14 protein-coding genes are annotated in these 14,451 nt (G+C 68.1%); 8 read left to right on the top strand and 6 right to left on the bottom strand.

The annotated features are described in order from the left end of the window. The first annotated feature begins 52 nt into the window (after positions 1-52). The 3 genes from J2848_RS36275 to oxlT all read left to right on the top strand — a co-directional run bounded on the left by J2848_RS36275 (position 53) and on the right by oxlT (position 3,941). On the top strand, positions 53-1,390 hold the full coding sequence (locus J2848_RS36275; protein WP_149229988.1) for a pseudouridine synthase: 1,338 nt from the start codon (positions 53-55) through the stop codon (positions 1,388-1,390). Then, positions 1,371-1,925 carry a 16S rRNA (guanine(966)-N(2))-methyltransferase RsmD gene (gene rsmD, locus J2848_RS06205; RefSeq protein ID WP_149229989.1) on the top strand — a complete coding sequence of 185 codons (555 nt, stop codon included), beginning with the start codon at positions 1,371-1,373 and terminating at the stop codon, positions 1,923-1,925. The genes J2848_RS36275 and rsmD overlap by 20 nt, the downstream gene beginning before the upstream one ends. Before the next feature lie 669 nt (positions 1,926-2,594). Beyond that, positions 2,595-3,941 (top strand): oxalate/formate MFS antiporter, encoded by a 1,347-nt coding sequence (gene oxlT, locus J2848_RS06200; protein ID WP_149230437.1) that lies wholly within the window; start codon positions 2,595-2,597, stop codon positions 3,939-3,941. 97 nt (positions 3,942-4,038) lie between these two features. Here the strand turns inward: oxlT and J2848_RS06195 are convergent, their stop codons facing one another. Further along, a complete protein-coding gene (locus tag J2848_RS06195) occupies positions 4,039-4,272 on the bottom strand; it encodes a hypothetical protein (protein ID WP_149229990.1) in 234 nt (77 codons plus the stop codon). A gap of 321 nt (positions 4,273-4,593) precedes the next feature. On the opposite strand from J2848_RS06195, the gene J2848_RS06190 reads away from it, so the two are divergent. Further along, complete coding sequence (locus J2848_RS06190; RefSeq protein ID WP_149229991.1) at positions 4,594-6,279, top strand: alpha-amylase family protein; 1,686 nt, start codon at positions 4,594-4,596, stop codon at positions 6,277-6,279. Here J2848_RS06190 and J2848_RS06185 read toward each other — a convergent pair. Beyond that, positions 6,276-6,713 carry a winged helix-turn-helix transcriptional regulator gene (locus J2848_RS06185; protein ID WP_149229992.1) on the bottom strand — a complete coding sequence of 146 codons (438 nt, stop codon included), beginning with the start codon at positions 6,711-6,713 and terminating at the stop codon, positions 6,276-6,278. The two genes, J2848_RS06190 and J2848_RS06185, sit on opposite strands and share 4 nt — an antisense overlap. A gap of 146 nt (positions 6,714-6,859) precedes the next feature. Here J2848_RS06185 and J2848_RS06180 point away from each other — a divergent pair, with 146 nt between their 5' ends. Next, complete coding sequence (locus tag J2848_RS06180; protein WP_149229993.1) at positions 6,860-7,471, top strand: NAD(P)-dependent oxidoreductase; 612 nt, start codon at positions 6,860-6,862, stop codon at positions 7,469-7,471. Between the two features lie 105 nt (positions 7,472-7,576). On the opposite strand, the gene mutL is transcribed toward J2848_RS06180, so the two are convergent. Further along, complete coding sequence (mutL, locus tag J2848_RS06175) at positions 7,577-9,496, bottom strand: DNA mismatch repair endonuclease MutL (RefSeq protein ID WP_149229994.1); 1,920 nt, start codon at positions 9,494-9,496, stop codon at positions 7,577-7,579. A gap of 60 nt (positions 9,497-9,556) precedes the next feature. Further along, a complete protein-coding gene (locus tag J2848_RS06170; protein WP_246193682.1) occupies positions 9,557-9,874 on the bottom strand; it encodes a hypothetical protein in 318 nt (105 codons plus the stop codon). A 318-nt stretch (positions 9,875-10,192) separates the two neighbouring features. Here J2848_RS06170 and J2848_RS06165 point away from each other — a divergent pair, with 318 nt between their 5' ends. Beyond that, positions 10,193-11,398: a DUF3095 family protein gene (locus J2848_RS06165; protein WP_149229996.1), complete on the top strand. Its 1,206-nt coding sequence runs from the start codon at positions 10,193-10,195 to the stop codon at positions 11,396-11,398. A gap of 26 nt (positions 11,399-11,424) precedes the next feature. Here J2848_RS06165 and J2848_RS06160 read toward each other — a convergent pair whose 3' ends face one another. Continuing rightward, positions 11,425-12,093, bottom strand: a complete 669-nt coding sequence (locus tag J2848_RS06160) for a hypothetical protein (RefSeq protein ID WP_149229997.1) — start codon at positions 12,091-12,093, stop codon at positions 11,425-11,427. 110 nt (positions 12,094-12,203) lie between these two features. Continuing rightward, the gene (locus tag J2848_RS06155; protein WP_211103050.1) at positions 12,204-12,671 is read right to left on the bottom strand and encodes a YccF domain-containing protein; all 468 of its coding nucleotides are present in this window, start codon (positions 12,669-12,671) and stop codon (positions 12,204-12,206) included. A gap of 279 nt (positions 12,672-12,950) precedes the next feature. Here J2848_RS06155 and J2848_RS06150 point away from each other — a divergent pair, with 279 nt between their 5' ends. After that, the gene (locus tag J2848_RS06150; protein ID WP_149229998.1) at positions 12,951-13,499 is read left to right on the top strand and encodes a hypothetical protein; all 549 of its coding nucleotides are present in this window, start codon (positions 12,951-12,953) and stop codon (positions 13,497-13,499) included. A gap of 229 nt (positions 13,500-13,728) precedes the next feature. Continuing rightward, positions 13,729-14,430 carry an alpha/beta fold hydrolase gene (locus J2848_RS06145; protein ID WP_149229999.1) on the top strand — a complete coding sequence of 234 codons (702 nt, stop codon included), beginning with the start codon at positions 13,729-13,731 and terminating at the stop codon, positions 14,428-14,430. The last annotated feature ends 21 nt before the right edge of the window (positions 14,431-14,451 follow it).

Genomic DNA, 14,451 nt, shown 5'->3' with positions numbered 1-14,451 from the left:
CAAGCGCCGGACCAGTGTTGCGGGCGGCGCGTCCAGGCCCTATGGTCCGGCCATGGACCGCTCCGATACTGCCAAGAAATCCGATTCCGCCGCCAACGGCGGTGAACGCATCGCCAAGCGACTGGCGCGCGCCGGCCTTTGCTCGCGCCGCGACGCCGAACGCTGGATCGCCGAGGGCCGCGTCGCGGTCAACAGCCGCGTGCTCGACAGCCCGGCCTGCGTGGTGCGCCCCGGCGACATCGTGCAGGTCGACGGCAAGGTCATTCCGGAGCCGGAGCCGGCCCGCCTGTGGCGCTATCACAAGCCGTCGGGGCTGGTCACCACCGCCCGCGACGAGAAGGGGCGCGAGACCGTCTTCGACCGCCTGCCGCCCGACCTGCCGCGCGTCGTTTCCATCGGCCGTCTCGACCTGACGACCGAGGGGCTGCTGCTGCTGACCAACGACGGCGAGCTGGCCCGCTTCCTGGAGCTGCCGGCGACCGGCTGGACCCGCCGCTATCGCGTGCGCGTCTTCGGCGAGGTGGACGAGAAGCAGTTGGCGGCGCTGGAGAAGGGCCCGACCATCGAGGGCGTGAAGTATGGCCCGATCGAGGCGGTGCTCGACCGCATCCAGGGCCGCAACGCCTGGCTGACCGTCAGCCTGAAGGAAGGCAAGAACCGCGAGATCCGCAAGGTGATGGAGGCGCTCGGGCTCCAGGTGAACCGGCTGATCCGCGTCGCCTACGGTCCCTTCCAGCTCGGCAAGCTGGAGGAGGGCGCCGTCGAGGAGGTGCCGAAGCGCGTCGTCCGCGAACAGATCGCCCCCTTCTTCGGCACGCCCGAAGGGGCGGAGCCTGCCGAGTCCGGCACCAAGCAGCGGGCCAAGGCCCGTGCCGAGGCGGCGGTGAAGACCGCGCCGGCGAAGAAGGCGCCCACCGGCGTCCGGGCGGGCGGCAAGGCCGACCCTGTCGCGGATGCCAAGGCCGCTCCGAAGCGTGCTCCTCGCTCCGCCACCAAGCGGCACGAGGCGGAAGCCGCCCGCGCCGAGGAGGCCAAGCCGGCGCGGCGCGGTACATCCACCCGTGGCACCCTGTCGCTGGGGGGCGGTGCGTCTGCCAAGCCGGGGCGTCCCGGCAAGCCGGACGGCGTCCGGTCCGATGCCCCGCGGTCCGAGGGCGGACGTTCCCGCGATTCCAAGCCCCGGGATGCCAATCCACGGGACGCCAAGTCCCGTGACGAGCGGCCGCGGGATGGCAAGGCTCCCGGCTTCAAACCCGGTGGTTCCAAGCCGACCGGCCCGAAGGGCGCCGGGCCGGCGCCGCGGGGCGGCCCGAAGGCCGGCGGCGGCGAGAGGTCGGGCGGCGGTGCCGGCGGACGGACGGAGCGCCCGCGTGCGGATCGTCGGCGGTAAGCACCGCGGCCGCAGTCTGGTGGCGCCGGGCGGGCGCGATACCCGCCCCACCACCGACCGCACCCGGCAAGCCATCTTCAACATCCTGGTCCATGCCGACTGGGCGCCCGACTTCGAGGGCGTAGCGGTCGTCGACGCCTTCTGCGGCACCGGCGCGCTGGGGCTGGAAGCCCTGTCGCGCGGCGCCTCCTGGTGCGGTTTCCTCGACATGGGCCGGCCGGCGCTGGATGCCGTGCGCGCCAATGTCGAAGCATTGCGCGAGGCGGCGAACGCGCAAATCCTGCGCGCCGACGCGACCAAGCCGCCGCCGGCCCCGCATCCTTGCATGCTGGCCTTCCTCGATCCGCCCTACGGCCAGGGGCTGGCGCCGCGCGCGCTGGAGGGTCTGCTGCGCGCCGGATGGCTGGCCGACGGTGCGCTCGCCGTGGTTGAGGTCGCCGACCGCGATCCGCTGCCGCTTCCCGACGGTTTCACGGCGGTCGACGAGCGCCGCTACGGCGACACCCGCGTCGCATTTCTGGCGGTTCGTCACTAGGCCTGACCGCATAGGCAGTGCCCGCTCACCCCCCACCCCGGGGTCGCCGGTCCGCCCTTTCAATCCCCGAGTTCCATTTTTTGTCGAGACCGTCCACCCGCCGGTGGGCCCGTATCCTTGGCGCTCCAAGACCGGCGCCTGTGTTTTTCCATCATGCGGAAAGACCAAACGGATTGTTGAGTTCCAAAACAATCCGAGCAAAACATTGTGTGTCGCCGATGCGGTTCCTCTATGGAAACGGCGGCATCTATCTATCTCCTAAGACTGCACACCCTCGTTGGAGGGGGCCGTGCAGGTACCGGCACGGCTTCTTTTTACAGAATGCGCGATCAGGTAGGTGAGCCGATACAAAAACCGGTGTGGACCGGTCGGCAATGACGGTGTGTAGCGTAATTTTTACTTGGTCAGACTGTATGCCTACGGCGTCGATCCGTCCGTCGGTGTCTTTTTGTCCCCGGTTTTGGCATACCAGATTTCATATCTGGCATTCCTAAATCGGGACAATCGAACTCCGAGCGATTGTCGGCATCCGCGCCGAGTTCCGGAAAGGAACCGTCAGCAAGAGCGGTCCGTCCGGGTCATTCCGCAATCGTGATTGGCGTGCCGGTCCCCGGGAGAGGGGCCGTGCCGCCGGCTCAGGCAAGTTAATCGGGAGGCACGATGGCTCATATGAATTCACAACCGGCGGCGGAGTCCGCGGCGCCGGTGAGCGATGCGGTCCGCTGGATGCAGATCGTCATCGGCATCGTCTGCATGGTGGCGGCGGCCAACATCCAATATGCCTGGACGCTGTTCGTCCCGGAAATCCAGGCGACCCACGGCTGGACGCGCGCATCGATCCAGACCGCCTTCACCATCTTCGTCGTCGTGCAGACCTGGCTGACGCCGATCGAGGGTTATTTCATCGACAAGTACGGCCCCCGGGTGATCGTCGCCGCCGGCGGCTTCTTCACCGGCCTGTCCTGGATCATCGACAGCTATGCCGGCTCGCTCAGCATGCTGTATGTCGGCTCGGCGATCGGCGGCGTCGGCGTCGGCTGCGTCTATGCCACCTGCGTCAACAACGCGTTGAAATGGTTCCCGGAAAAGCGCGGTCTGGCGGTCGGCCTGACTGCGGGCGGCTATGGCGCCGGCTCGGCGCTCACCATCCTGCCGATCTCGGCGACGATCCATGCCGCCGGTTATCAGACGGCCTTCTTCTGGTTCGGCCTGCTGCAGGGCGCCATCATCATCGCCGCCGCGCTGTTCCTGCGCATGCCGCAGAAGGAGCATGTCAAGGCCTCCACCAAGGTTGCGCAGACCCGCCGCGACTACACGCTGGGCGAGGCGATCCGCACCCCGGTGTTCTGGGTGATGTGGGCGATGTTCATCGGCACCGTCACCGGCGGCCTGATGGCGGTGGCCCAGCTGGGCGTCATCGCCCACGATCTGGGCGTGAAGGAAGCCCCGGTCAGCGTCCTCGGCCTGACCATGGCGGCTCTGCCCTTCGCCCTGATGCTGGACCGCGTGATGAACGGCATCTCGCGCCCGCTGTTCGGCTTCATCTCCGATCACATCGGCCGTGAGGCGACCATGTTCGTCGCCTTCACGCTGGAAGGGCTGGGCATCATCATGCTCAGCAAGTTCGGCCACGACCCGATGATGTTCCTGATCCTCAGCGGCATGGTCTTCCTGGCCTGGGGCGAAGTGTACAGCCTGTTCAGCGCCACCTCGGCCGACACCTTCGGCACCAAGCATGCCGGCAAGATCTACGGCGTCCTCTACTGCGCCAAGGGTGTCGCCGCCCTGCTGGTCCCGATGGGGAACCTGCTGATGGAAGCCACCGGCACCTGGGCGACCGTGCTGTACGTCACCGCCACCATGGACCTGACCGCCGCGGCCTGTGCGCTCTTGGTCCTGAAGCCGATGCTGGCCCGCCACCATGCCCGCAACGAGGAGCTGGCACGGCGTGCCGAACAGGGTGACACCACCCGTGCCGTCCCGGTCGGGGCCGCCGCCGGCACCGCCAACGGGTAAAGGGACAGTCGGGGGCTTCGTTCAGAGGACTGACTGCCAAAGGACTAATTGAATGACGCGGGCCGGGGATGCGTGAGAGCGCCCCGGTCCGCATCGCTCATTCGATCCAGAAGGGACGGTCCTTCGCCTTGCCGGAGTTGCCTTCCGACTTCCCGTCGGTCTGCGCCGCCTGCTGGAAGCGGTCGGAGGAGAACAGGATGCCCGGCTCCTCCTCCGCCTTGTCCTTCTCGGGCTCGATCACGGTGAAGCCGCCGCGGCCGCTGGCCATATAGACGGCGTGGCCGATCATGCCGGTCAGCGCGAGGAACAGAAGGGCCTGGGTCTCGATCATGGAGGAGGCGTCCTTATCGGAAGGGGAGGGGCATCGACAGGATCAACAGCGCATGCCGGCAAACGGCATCCTCCACGGACAGCGGGTGCCCACGGTGACGGTCCAGTCATGCTGTGCTGCAACATAAGCAAACTGGCATGCCATCGCAAAAAGTTTTGCATGCCAGATGCCGGATGCCTGATCTGCAACTTTGCCGCAGGGGAGACCGTCCAGGCCTTGCCGCCGAAGATTTGTCGACCCTGCAACCAAAGTGGCGTTGCCGCTGTTCCCCGCCTGTCCTCCCCGCATCGGGCCGGAGGGCGGCATCGGGATGGAGCGGCCATGATCCGGGACCTCTGGTACAAGAACGCGGTCATCTACAATCTGTCGCTGTCGACCTTCATGGACGCCAACGGCGACGGGGTCGGCGATTTCCAGGGGCTGCTGCGCCGGCTGGACTATCTGCACGGGCTGGGGGTGACCTGCCTGTGGCTGGGGCCGTTCCAGACCTCGCCGATGAAGGACGACGGGTACGACGTCGCCGACTATTACAACGTCGATCCGCGTTACGGCACGCTGGGCGACTTTGTCGAGTTCACCCACGCCTGCGAGCAGCGCGGCATCCGGGTGATCATCGATCTGGTGATCAACCACACCTCCGACGAGCATCCCTGGTTCAGGGAGGCCCGCAGCGATCCCGACAGCAAATATCGCGACTGGTATGTCTGGTCCGACAGGAAGCCGGAGAATGCCGACCAGGGCATGGTCTTCCCCGGCGTGCAGAAATCGACCTGGACCCATGACCGCGAAGCCAAGGCCTGGTACTTCCACCGCTTCTACAAATTCCAGCCCGACCTGAACACCGCCAATCCGGAGGTGCAGGCCGAACTGCTGAAGATCATGGGCTTCTGGATTCAGCTGGGTGTCGCCGGCTTCCGCATGGATGCCGTGCCCTTCATCATCGCGGAGAAGGGGGCCGACGTCACCAAGCCGAAGGAGCAGTTCGGCATGCTGCGCAGCTTCCGCGAGTTCGTGCAGTGGCGCCGTGGCGACGCCGTTCTGCTGGCGGAGGCCAACATCCTGCCGGAAGACGATCTGGAATATTTCGGCGTCGATGGCGACCGCTGCCACATGATGTTCAATTTCCAGGTCAACCAGCACCTGTTCTACGCGCTGGCCACCGCCGACAGCGGTCCGCTGGTCAAGGCGTTGGAGGTGACGAAGCCGCGGCCCGCCACCGCCCAGTGGGGCACCTTCCTGCGCAATCATGACGAGCTGGACCTGGGCCGGCTGACCGAGGAGCAGCGGCAGGCGGTGTTCGCCGCTTTCGGGCCGGACAAGTCGATGCAGCTGTATGACCGGGGAATCCGGCGGCGGCTGGCGCCGATGCTGCACGCCGACCGGCGGCGGATCGAGCTGGCCTACAGCCTGATGTTCACCCTGCCGGGGACACCGGTCATCCGCTATGGCGACGAGATCGGCATGGGCGACGACCTGTCGCTGCCCGAACGCAACTGCGCCCGCACGCCGATGCAATGGTCGGACGAACCGCATGGCGGCTTCACCAAGTCCGACGATCCGGAAATCCCGGTGATCAGCGGCGGCGTCTTCGGCTATGAGCGGATCAACGCCGCGATCCAGCGCCGCGACCCGGAATCGCTGCTGAACTGGACCGAGCGCATCATCCGCATGCGCAAGGAGTGCCCGGAGATCGGCTGGGGCGACTTCCAAATCCTGAAGACCGGCCGGCCGGAAGTGCTGGCCCTGCGCTACGACTGGCGCAACAACGGCGTGGTCGTCCTGCACAACCTGTCGGACAAGCCCTGCGAGGTCATCCTCGATGTGGACGGCCATGGCGAGGGCTGCCGGCTGGTCAATCTGCTGTCGGAGGACCACAGCGAACCCGACGACAAGGGCCGCCACCATCTGGTGATGGAGGCCTACGGCTACCGCTGGTTCCGCGTCGGCGGGCTGGATTATCTGCTGCGGCGGACGGAAGCGGACAAGAAGCCCGGTAAGGAGGTTTAGGCGACGTCCAGCCGGGCCGGGGCATCCTCGTCGTCCCGGTCATAGGCGGCGCGGGCCTCCAGCATCTGCGCGATGTGGGTTTCGGCCCACACCCGCAGCGGCACCAGCGTTTCGGCCAGCGTGGCGCCCAGCGGGGTGATTGAATATTCGACGGTGACCGGCACGGTGGCGAAGACCTTGCGGCTGACCAGCCCGTCGCGTTCCAGGCTTTTCAGGGTCTGCGACAGCATCTTCTGCGAGATGCCCTCGATCTCGCGGCGCAGCTGGTTGAAGCGCATCGGCCCGCTTTCCAGCAATCCCAGGATCAGCACCGTCCATTTGTCGGCGATCCGGTCCAGCGCCTGCCGCGTCGGGCAGGCGTAGGCATAGGCGTCCGGCAACTGATCCACCTCCGACGGCCGCTTGCCGCCGAGCCCCAGCAGGGTTCTGTCCATCCGCATCCACTCCCAGCCGAGCCACCCGTCCACTATTCCCGGCGGTTACGCGCGGGTGACCATGTCACGAAAAGGTGCCTTCTTTACACCAGATTTCCGAAACGGCATCAAGTCACCATTGGAAACCTAGTTAGAGGACACCCGCCATGAACGTCGCCATCATCGGCGCCGCCGGCCGCGCCGGCAGCCGCATCCAGGCCGAACTGCTCCGCCGCGGCCATAGCGTGACCGCCATCGTCCGCAACCCCGCCAAGGTGGAGCCCGCTCCCGGCCTGACGGTGAAGGCCGGTGATGCCAACAACGCGGAAACGCTCGCCCCGCTGCTGGCCGGGCATGACGCGGTGGTCAGCGCCGTGATGTTCCTGGATAGCAATCCCGACAGCCTGATCGGTGCGGCGAAGGCGTCGGGCGTGCCGCGCTATCTGGTGGTCGGCGGCGCCGGCAGCCTGGAGGTGGCGCCGGGGATGCGGGTTCTCGACCTGCCGGAATTCCCCGAGATCTACAAGGCCGAGGCCACCAAGGGCGCCGAGTTCCTCGACCGCCTGAAGGCCGAACCGGACCTGAACTGGACCTTCCTGTCGCCGTCGGCCGAGTTCGTGCTGGGCGAGCGGACGGGCAAGTTCCGGGTGGGAACCGACGGGCTGCTGGCGGACGAGAATGACCGCAGCTGGATTTCCTACGAGGACTTCGCCGTGGCGCTGGTGGATGAGATCGAGACGCCGAAGCATGAGCGCAAGCGCTTCACGGTGGGGTACTGAGGGAAGGAGGGCGGCGTTCGCAATAGGGCGCCGCCCGTCGGTGTTTTAGATGCGCGTCAGGCCGTCCGTTGGACGGGATAGGCGCGTACCAGGGTTTCAACAACCCTACCGCCTCCCAAACAACCGCTCAATATCCGCCAGCTTCAGCTCCACATAGGTCGGGCGGCCGTGATTGCACTGCCCACTATGCGGCGTCGCTTCCATCTGCCGCAGCAGGGCGTTCATCTCGTCGACACTCAGCGTGCGGCCGGCGCGGACGCTGCCGTGGCAGGCCATCGTCGCGCAGACCTCCTCCAGCCGCTCCTTCAGTGACAGGGCGTCGCCCAGTTCGGACAGTTCCTCGGCAAGGTCGCGGATCAGGTTCTTCACATCGGACTGGCCGAGCAGGGCCGGAACCTCGCGCACCATGACGCAGCCATGGCCGAAGCCCTCGATCACCAGACCAAGCTCGGCCAGTTCGGCGCTGCGGGCCAGCAGGCGGTTGGCGGAGGGCTCGTCCAGTTCGATCAGTTCGGGGATCAGCAGGGCCTGGCGCTTCACCCCGCCTTCCAGCAGGGCGGCCTTCATCCGTTCATAGACCAGCCGTTCATGGGCGGCGTGCTGGTCAACGATGACGATGCCCTCGCGGGTCTGCGCCACGATGTAGGTGGTGTGGACCTGCGCCCGCGCGGCACCCAGCGGGTGGCTGTCGGGCGGCGGCTCGGGCCTTTGTGCGGCCGGGTCGGGGGCGCGGTATTCCGGCGGGCGGGCCGCCGGGGCGAAGCCGTTGCCGAATCCGCTGAGCCGGCCTTGCAGTGGCGGCAGGCCCGTCTGGGTCGGTGCCTGGAAGGCGGCGGAGCGCTCCGCCAGACCGCGCGGCACGGATGTGGGCGTGTAGGAACCGCCCCAACCACTGCCCGACCCGCCGCCGGACCGGCCGTAGGGCAGGGGGGAGGGGGTGAAGCCGCTGTCGGTCCCGGCATCGCCGGCCGGTTCCGGCCGCAGGGCGCCCAGCGTGGCGAGGCCGACGGTGGTGGAGGCGCGGTGGCCGGCCTCGGCCAGCGCATGCTTCAGCGAGCCGACGATCAGGCCGCGCACCAGACCCTGGTCGCGGAACCGCACCTCGGCCTTGGCCGGGTGGACGTTCACGTCGACCTCCTGCGGGTCGATGTCGAGGAACAGGGCCAGCATCGGGTGGCGGTCGCGCGGCAGGAAATCGGCATAGGCGGCACGCACCGCGCCCACCATCAGCTTGTCGCGCACCGGGCGGCCGTTGACGAACAGGTGCTGGTGCTTGGCGGTCGGGCGGTGCAGGGTGGGCAGGCCGATCCAGCCGGCCAGCGACGCGCCCTCGCGCTCCGCCGTCACCGGGACGGCGTTCTCCTGGAAATCGCGGCCCATCAGGGCGCCCAGCCGGGTCAGCCGCGCATCCAGCAGGTTGCCCTGCGCCGCACTCAGCCGCAGGCCGCCACGGCCGCCGTCCGACAGCGTGAAGGCGACGCCGGGATGGGCCATCGCCAGCCGTTCCAGGCAGTCGGCGATGTGGTCGTATTCGGTGCGCGACGCCTTCAGGAACTTCAGCCGGGCGGGGACGGCGGCGAACAGGTCGCGCACCTCGATCCGCGTGCCCTGGGCCAGGGCCGCCGGCTGCGGCGATCCCTTGGCGCCGGCATCCACCGTCAGGCTCCAGGCGCTGTCGGCATCGCGGGCGCGGCTGGTGATGGTCAGGCAGCTGACGGCGCCGATGGACGGAAGCGCCTCCCCCCGGAAGCCCAGCGAGCGGATGTCGAGCAGGTCATCGCTTGGTAGCTTCGACGTGGCGTGGCGTTCGACCGCCAGCACCAGCTCGTCGGCGGTCATGCCGCAGCCGTCGTCGGTGACGGCGATCAGCGACTTGCCGCCGTCGCGCGCCACCACGTCGATGCGGGTGGCGCCGGCGTCGATGGCGTTCTCCACCAGCTCCTTCACTGCGGCGGCAGGACGTTCGACCACCTCGCCGGCGGCGATGCGGTTGACCAGTGTTTCGGGGAGAAGACGGATCGGCATGCCCATAGATATAGTGGCTACCGTCGGCCGGCACCACCATCTTCGGGCAGGAATTCGCGTTTACAGCCCCTTGAAGGCCTTCATGTAATCGACCAGCTTGCGTTCGTAGAAGGGCTGCGGCGACTGGTAACGGGCGACGAGGCCGGCCTCCTGCGTCAGCTTCACCACCATCCCCATGCAGGACACGTCCACCGGATCGCCACCGAGGTCGAACTGCAACCGGAAATCGAATTTCTGTTTGGCGATCAGGTCGCCATCATAGGGCCGGATGCGGAAGGACCCGAGGACGAACTCCTCCGGCACATATTCGTGGTGGTCGATCACGATCTTGGGCAGGGTGGTCGGGCGCTCCTTGCGCGGCGCGGAGCCGGCCTTCACGCCGCCCGTCTCCTTGTGCCCCCCGGAAATTTTCGACAGCCAAGACATGAAGAGAGAGGTCCCCTCGTTTTGAAGGCCTTTAACCGAGCCAACATAGTCATGCAGTGTCACGGCTATACCCTTTAGCAACGGTTAATGACGTAAGTATCGGTTGCGGAGCGGGAAATCCCGCGCCGATCATTCGCGCCTGCAACATTGTCCCGCCAATGCCGCCGTGACTTGAGCGCAGCCTTCGGGGGGCCTGCGCTCTGCCGTCATGGCGGCGGTCATGCTACGGTTGATCGTCCCCCGCTGCTGCCCGATCAGGAGGGTTCCCCCATGCCTCTGTTGCCGGTGATCCGCGATTTCGCCGCGCAGGCGTCGGACCCCCGCTGCTACGCGGTGCTCGACGGTGGATGGTCGCTGGCGGTGGCCGACGTCACCGGCAGCACGCAGCTGGCCGGGCAGGGGCGCCATCGCGACGTGAATTTCGTCGCCGCCGGAGTGGTCGCGGTCCTGTCCGACGCGGTCAGGGTCGGGCAGGAGCCGGCGGCCTGCCAGTTCGGCGGCGACGGCGCCATCGCCGCGGTGCCGCCGGGGCGTGAGGACGGGGCGCGGGCGGCGCTGTCCGCGCTGGCCCACTGGTCGGCGGAGGTGATGGACGTGCCGCTGCGCGTCGGGCTGGTGCCGGTGCAGGCGCTGCTCGACCAGGGGCTGGAGGTGATGGCCGCCCTGCATGACGTCGGCAACGGCAACAGCTTCGGCCTGTTCCTGGGGGCCGGCGTCGTGGCGGCCGACGCCTGGGTGAAGGAGGAGGCGCGCTGGCGCCTGCCGCCGCGGGAGGGGCCGCTGCCGGGGTTGGAGTCTGTTTCCTGCCGCTGGAACCCCGTGCCGCCACGCCATGGAACCGTGCTGTGCGTGATCGTCGATGCGGTCGATTCCGGGCCGGCCGGGCTGCTGGAGCTTGCCCGTATCCAGCGCGCCATCGAGACCATCGTGCCCACTGCCGGCGCCGCTCCGCTGGGGGTGGGCGAGCGGCTGGAGGCGCGCTGGCCGCCGGACTGGCGCGCCCTGCTGATGGAGGCGCGCGGCGGCCGCGACGGTGCCGGTTTGGGGATGCGCATCCGGCGGGTGGGCAAGGCGCTGGCCGGGTCGGGCCTGCTGGTCCTGCTGCTGCGGCTGGGCCTGTCGCTGGGCAGCTTCGATCCGCAGCGCTACCGCCGCCATATGGCGGAGCGCACCGATTTCCGCAAATCGGCCGGCGGGCCGCGGCTGGTGCTGGACGTGACGGAGGGGGAGGCGGAGGCGATCGAAACGCTGCTGGCCCAGGCGGCCCAGGCCGGATCGATCCGCTACGGTACCGCGCGGGCCGATGCCACCACCGTCACCTGCCTGGTGGGCGATGTGACGGCCGATCGTCATGTGCATTTCGTCGATGGGGCCGGGCTGGGATTCTGGCGGGCGTCGGTCATGCTGAAGGCGATGAAGTCACGGGAGAAAGCCGGGCAGGCGACGGAGCTTGAGACCGCCGTCGCCCTTCCCTGATCTTGCAGATCCCGTCCTGACGGCAATCAGGCGGTGATGTTCACGCCCTGCGATCCGCGCGGCGTCAGGCTGGCGAACAGGCTCTGCGCGCCGGCGATGTCGCCGGAACTGAGCGAGCTGCTCAGGCTGCCGAGGTTCTTCTTCAGGGTCCCCAGGAAGTCGGTGGAGCTGCTGTCGTCCCCGCTGTCACTGTCGCTGTCGGCGGCGTTCTTCAGCATGTCGGACAGCGCCGACAGCGAGTCCTGCGCGCCCGACACGTCGCCGGACTGAAGGGATTGGGCGAGGCTGCCGACCGTGCTGCGCAACTCGTCCGACCCGCCGCCTTCGCCCGGCGGCGGACCGTTGGGCGGCGGGCCGCCGGCACCACCGGGGCCGCCGCTGGGCGGGCCGTTCTTGGACATCGCCTGCTGGACCTGGCTGATGTCGCCGCTCTTCAGCGCCTCTCCCACGCTGGACAGCAGTTTCGACAGTGGGTCCTTGCCATTGCTGGCGCTGGTGGTGGAACCGGTGCTGCTGCCCTGCTTGTCGGACTGCAGCTTCGACAACGAGTCGTAGGCGGACTGGACGGCGGTCATGTCGCCGGACTCCACCGCCTTCTTCAGGCTGTCGATCCCCTCGCGGATCTCTTTACCCGGCCCTTGCGGCCGCTGATAGGTCTGGCCGACGGCCGACGAACTCACCATGGATACCGACATGGCACTCTCCAACGGATAGCCTCACAAGAGGCAGTACGGTGGAGGGATGCCGCTCCTGCGCGTCATTTCCGGCCAATCGGTAAAATTGTCGGGAATGCCGCAGGCGGCGGTCAGTAACGTCCGGCCATACGGCCTCCGGACATCGGGCGTCCGCCCATTGCGCGTCCGCTGGTTTCCGCCGGCACGATCTCGGTCCCGACCGGCCACAGCGCCAGCAGCGCAAGCTTCAGATGCGCCCAGGCGAAGGGCAGGCCGATGATGGTGATGGCCAGCCCCACCGCCGCGACCAGATGGCCGAGCGCCAGCCACCAGCCGGCCAGCACGAACCACACCACGTTGCCGATGAAGCCGAGTGCACCGGTGCCCATGTCTTCGCGCCCGCGGAACTCATCCCGGCGCACGGCGGTTTGTCCGAAGGGGAGCAGGGTGTAGTGGGCGATGGTCAGGGCGGACCGGGCCCAGGGCAGGCCGATGATGGACAAGGCCATCAGGACCGCGGCCAGCACCCATCCGAGCGCCATCCAGATGCCGCCAGTGACCAACCACAGCAGATTGAGGAGAAGACTGATCAGAGGCATGACACGAAACCCTCCCTTTCGCCGCAGATGTGGGGACGGTCTCAGGCCGCGCCTAGAGGTGGGCCGGAGAGATTGCAAAAACCACGAGGAAGAGCCGCGAGGACGGGGCACCCCGTCCGGCGGCGCGAAAGAGGGGAAGCGTCATGCCATCCATGCCTTGAACCGGATCCGTCCGCTCCACAGATCCGAAACAGGCATCATGACGACGCATCCGGACGGGCCCTTCGTCGGCAGCATCGCCGGCGGGCCGCCTTCCGGATCACACGGATCGGAGGCCGCATGAACGAGGCTTTGAACACCGACTCCGGCGCCGATGCGCCGAACATGCCGGGCGAAGGCGAATCGCTCTCGCCGGTGGTCGCCGCCATCCTCGGCACCGCCGTCGCGGCCGCGGCCAAACGCGGCGGCAACGGGGATGTGGTCCGCGGGCTGATCGCCGGCCTGCGCATCCTGCGCGCCACCGTCGAGGAAGAGGCCGGCTACACCATGGCCGCCGCGGTCGACAACGCCATCCGCACCCGCCTGCTGGCCGACAACCTGTCGCGCCTGCGCGTCAGCGGGGAGAAACCCCAGGCCATCCCGCTGCCGGCCCCCGGACCGGGCGCCAGCGCCGCCGCCGCCATCTTCGAGAGTGCCGCGGAATCCTGCCTGACCGTCAACGCCCACGCGGAAGACAACGGGCCGTTGGAAACCGCCGTCTTCGCCTTCACCGCACAGTTGCTGCAACAGCTGGGTGGAGCGCCGGAATGGCGCAGCCTGGCCGGCGAGCTGCGCCGTCCCCTGGCGGTGGCACCAGACCCCGAAGGCGAGGAGGTGACGCTGCATTGACCGGCTACCCGGCCGCTCTTTCCGGGCAAGCTGGCAAGTCATGGAATTTGCTTTGCTTTTGTCGTGTTTCGAAGGCGGCTGAAACCTTTTGCGGGCGGGGTGGGGTTTTAGGCCGTTTTAAGGGTTCTGCCCGATTTATCGAACGGGACGACTTCGGTTCGGCTTCGTTACGGTTGGGTTCGGCGACGGGACTGTCCCATCGCGGAGCGCCACCATCGGGGACCCGACCGTGTTCTTTCACACCCAGCCTTCCACCGTCCGTGCCGGACGGGCAGACACCGCCCGCTGTCCGGTGAACGGTCTGACCGCGGACGGGGTTGGGACCTGGGCAGGCGATCGCACGGCCGACCGTGCCGGCGACCCGTCCGGTCGGCGGGTGATCTTCCTTCATCCCGGCAAGGGGGCGTGGTGGCGCCTGCTGGATCATGTGCCGGCGGGCCAGGAATGGCTGACCGTTCCGGCCGCCGCGGGGGCGACGATGCTCTCCCCGCTGCTGGTCGACCGTGGCGGGCGCCGGCCGGTTCTGGTCGCGGGCGCGGTGACGGCGCCGCTCGCCATCGCCGCGGCGCTGGATTTCCCGGAGCAGGTCGGCGGGGTGATGATCGTCGACGATGTCGGTGCGGAATCACCGATGCGCCGGCGCTGGAACGCGCTGGCCGCCTGTTTCGGCCGGCCTCTGCCGGCGGCGCTGTTCGGCGAATTGGGGGATCTCGAGACAGAACTGCCGGCGGTACGGGTACCGGTGACCCTGATGCAGGGCAGCGACCCGGCCGGCCTGTTCACGCGCCTCGAAAGCGGACTGACGGGATGCCGGACACTGACGGTGGTCGCGGTTCCCGACGCCGCCGCCATCCGGCCGCGGACCCATGCCGCCGAACTGCGTGGCGCCCTGCTAGCGTTGGTCTCCGCCGTGGAGCGGGCGCAGCGGTAGGCGACTTCTACGGCATGTTAT

The sequence above is a fragment of the Azospirillum lipoferum genome (genome assembly GCF_024170005.1).
Lineage (GTDB): Bacteria > Pseudomonadota > Alphaproteobacteria > Azospirillales > Azospirillaceae > Azospirillum > Azospirillum lipoferum.
This window is presented reverse-complemented; position numbering and strand designations above follow the sequence as displayed.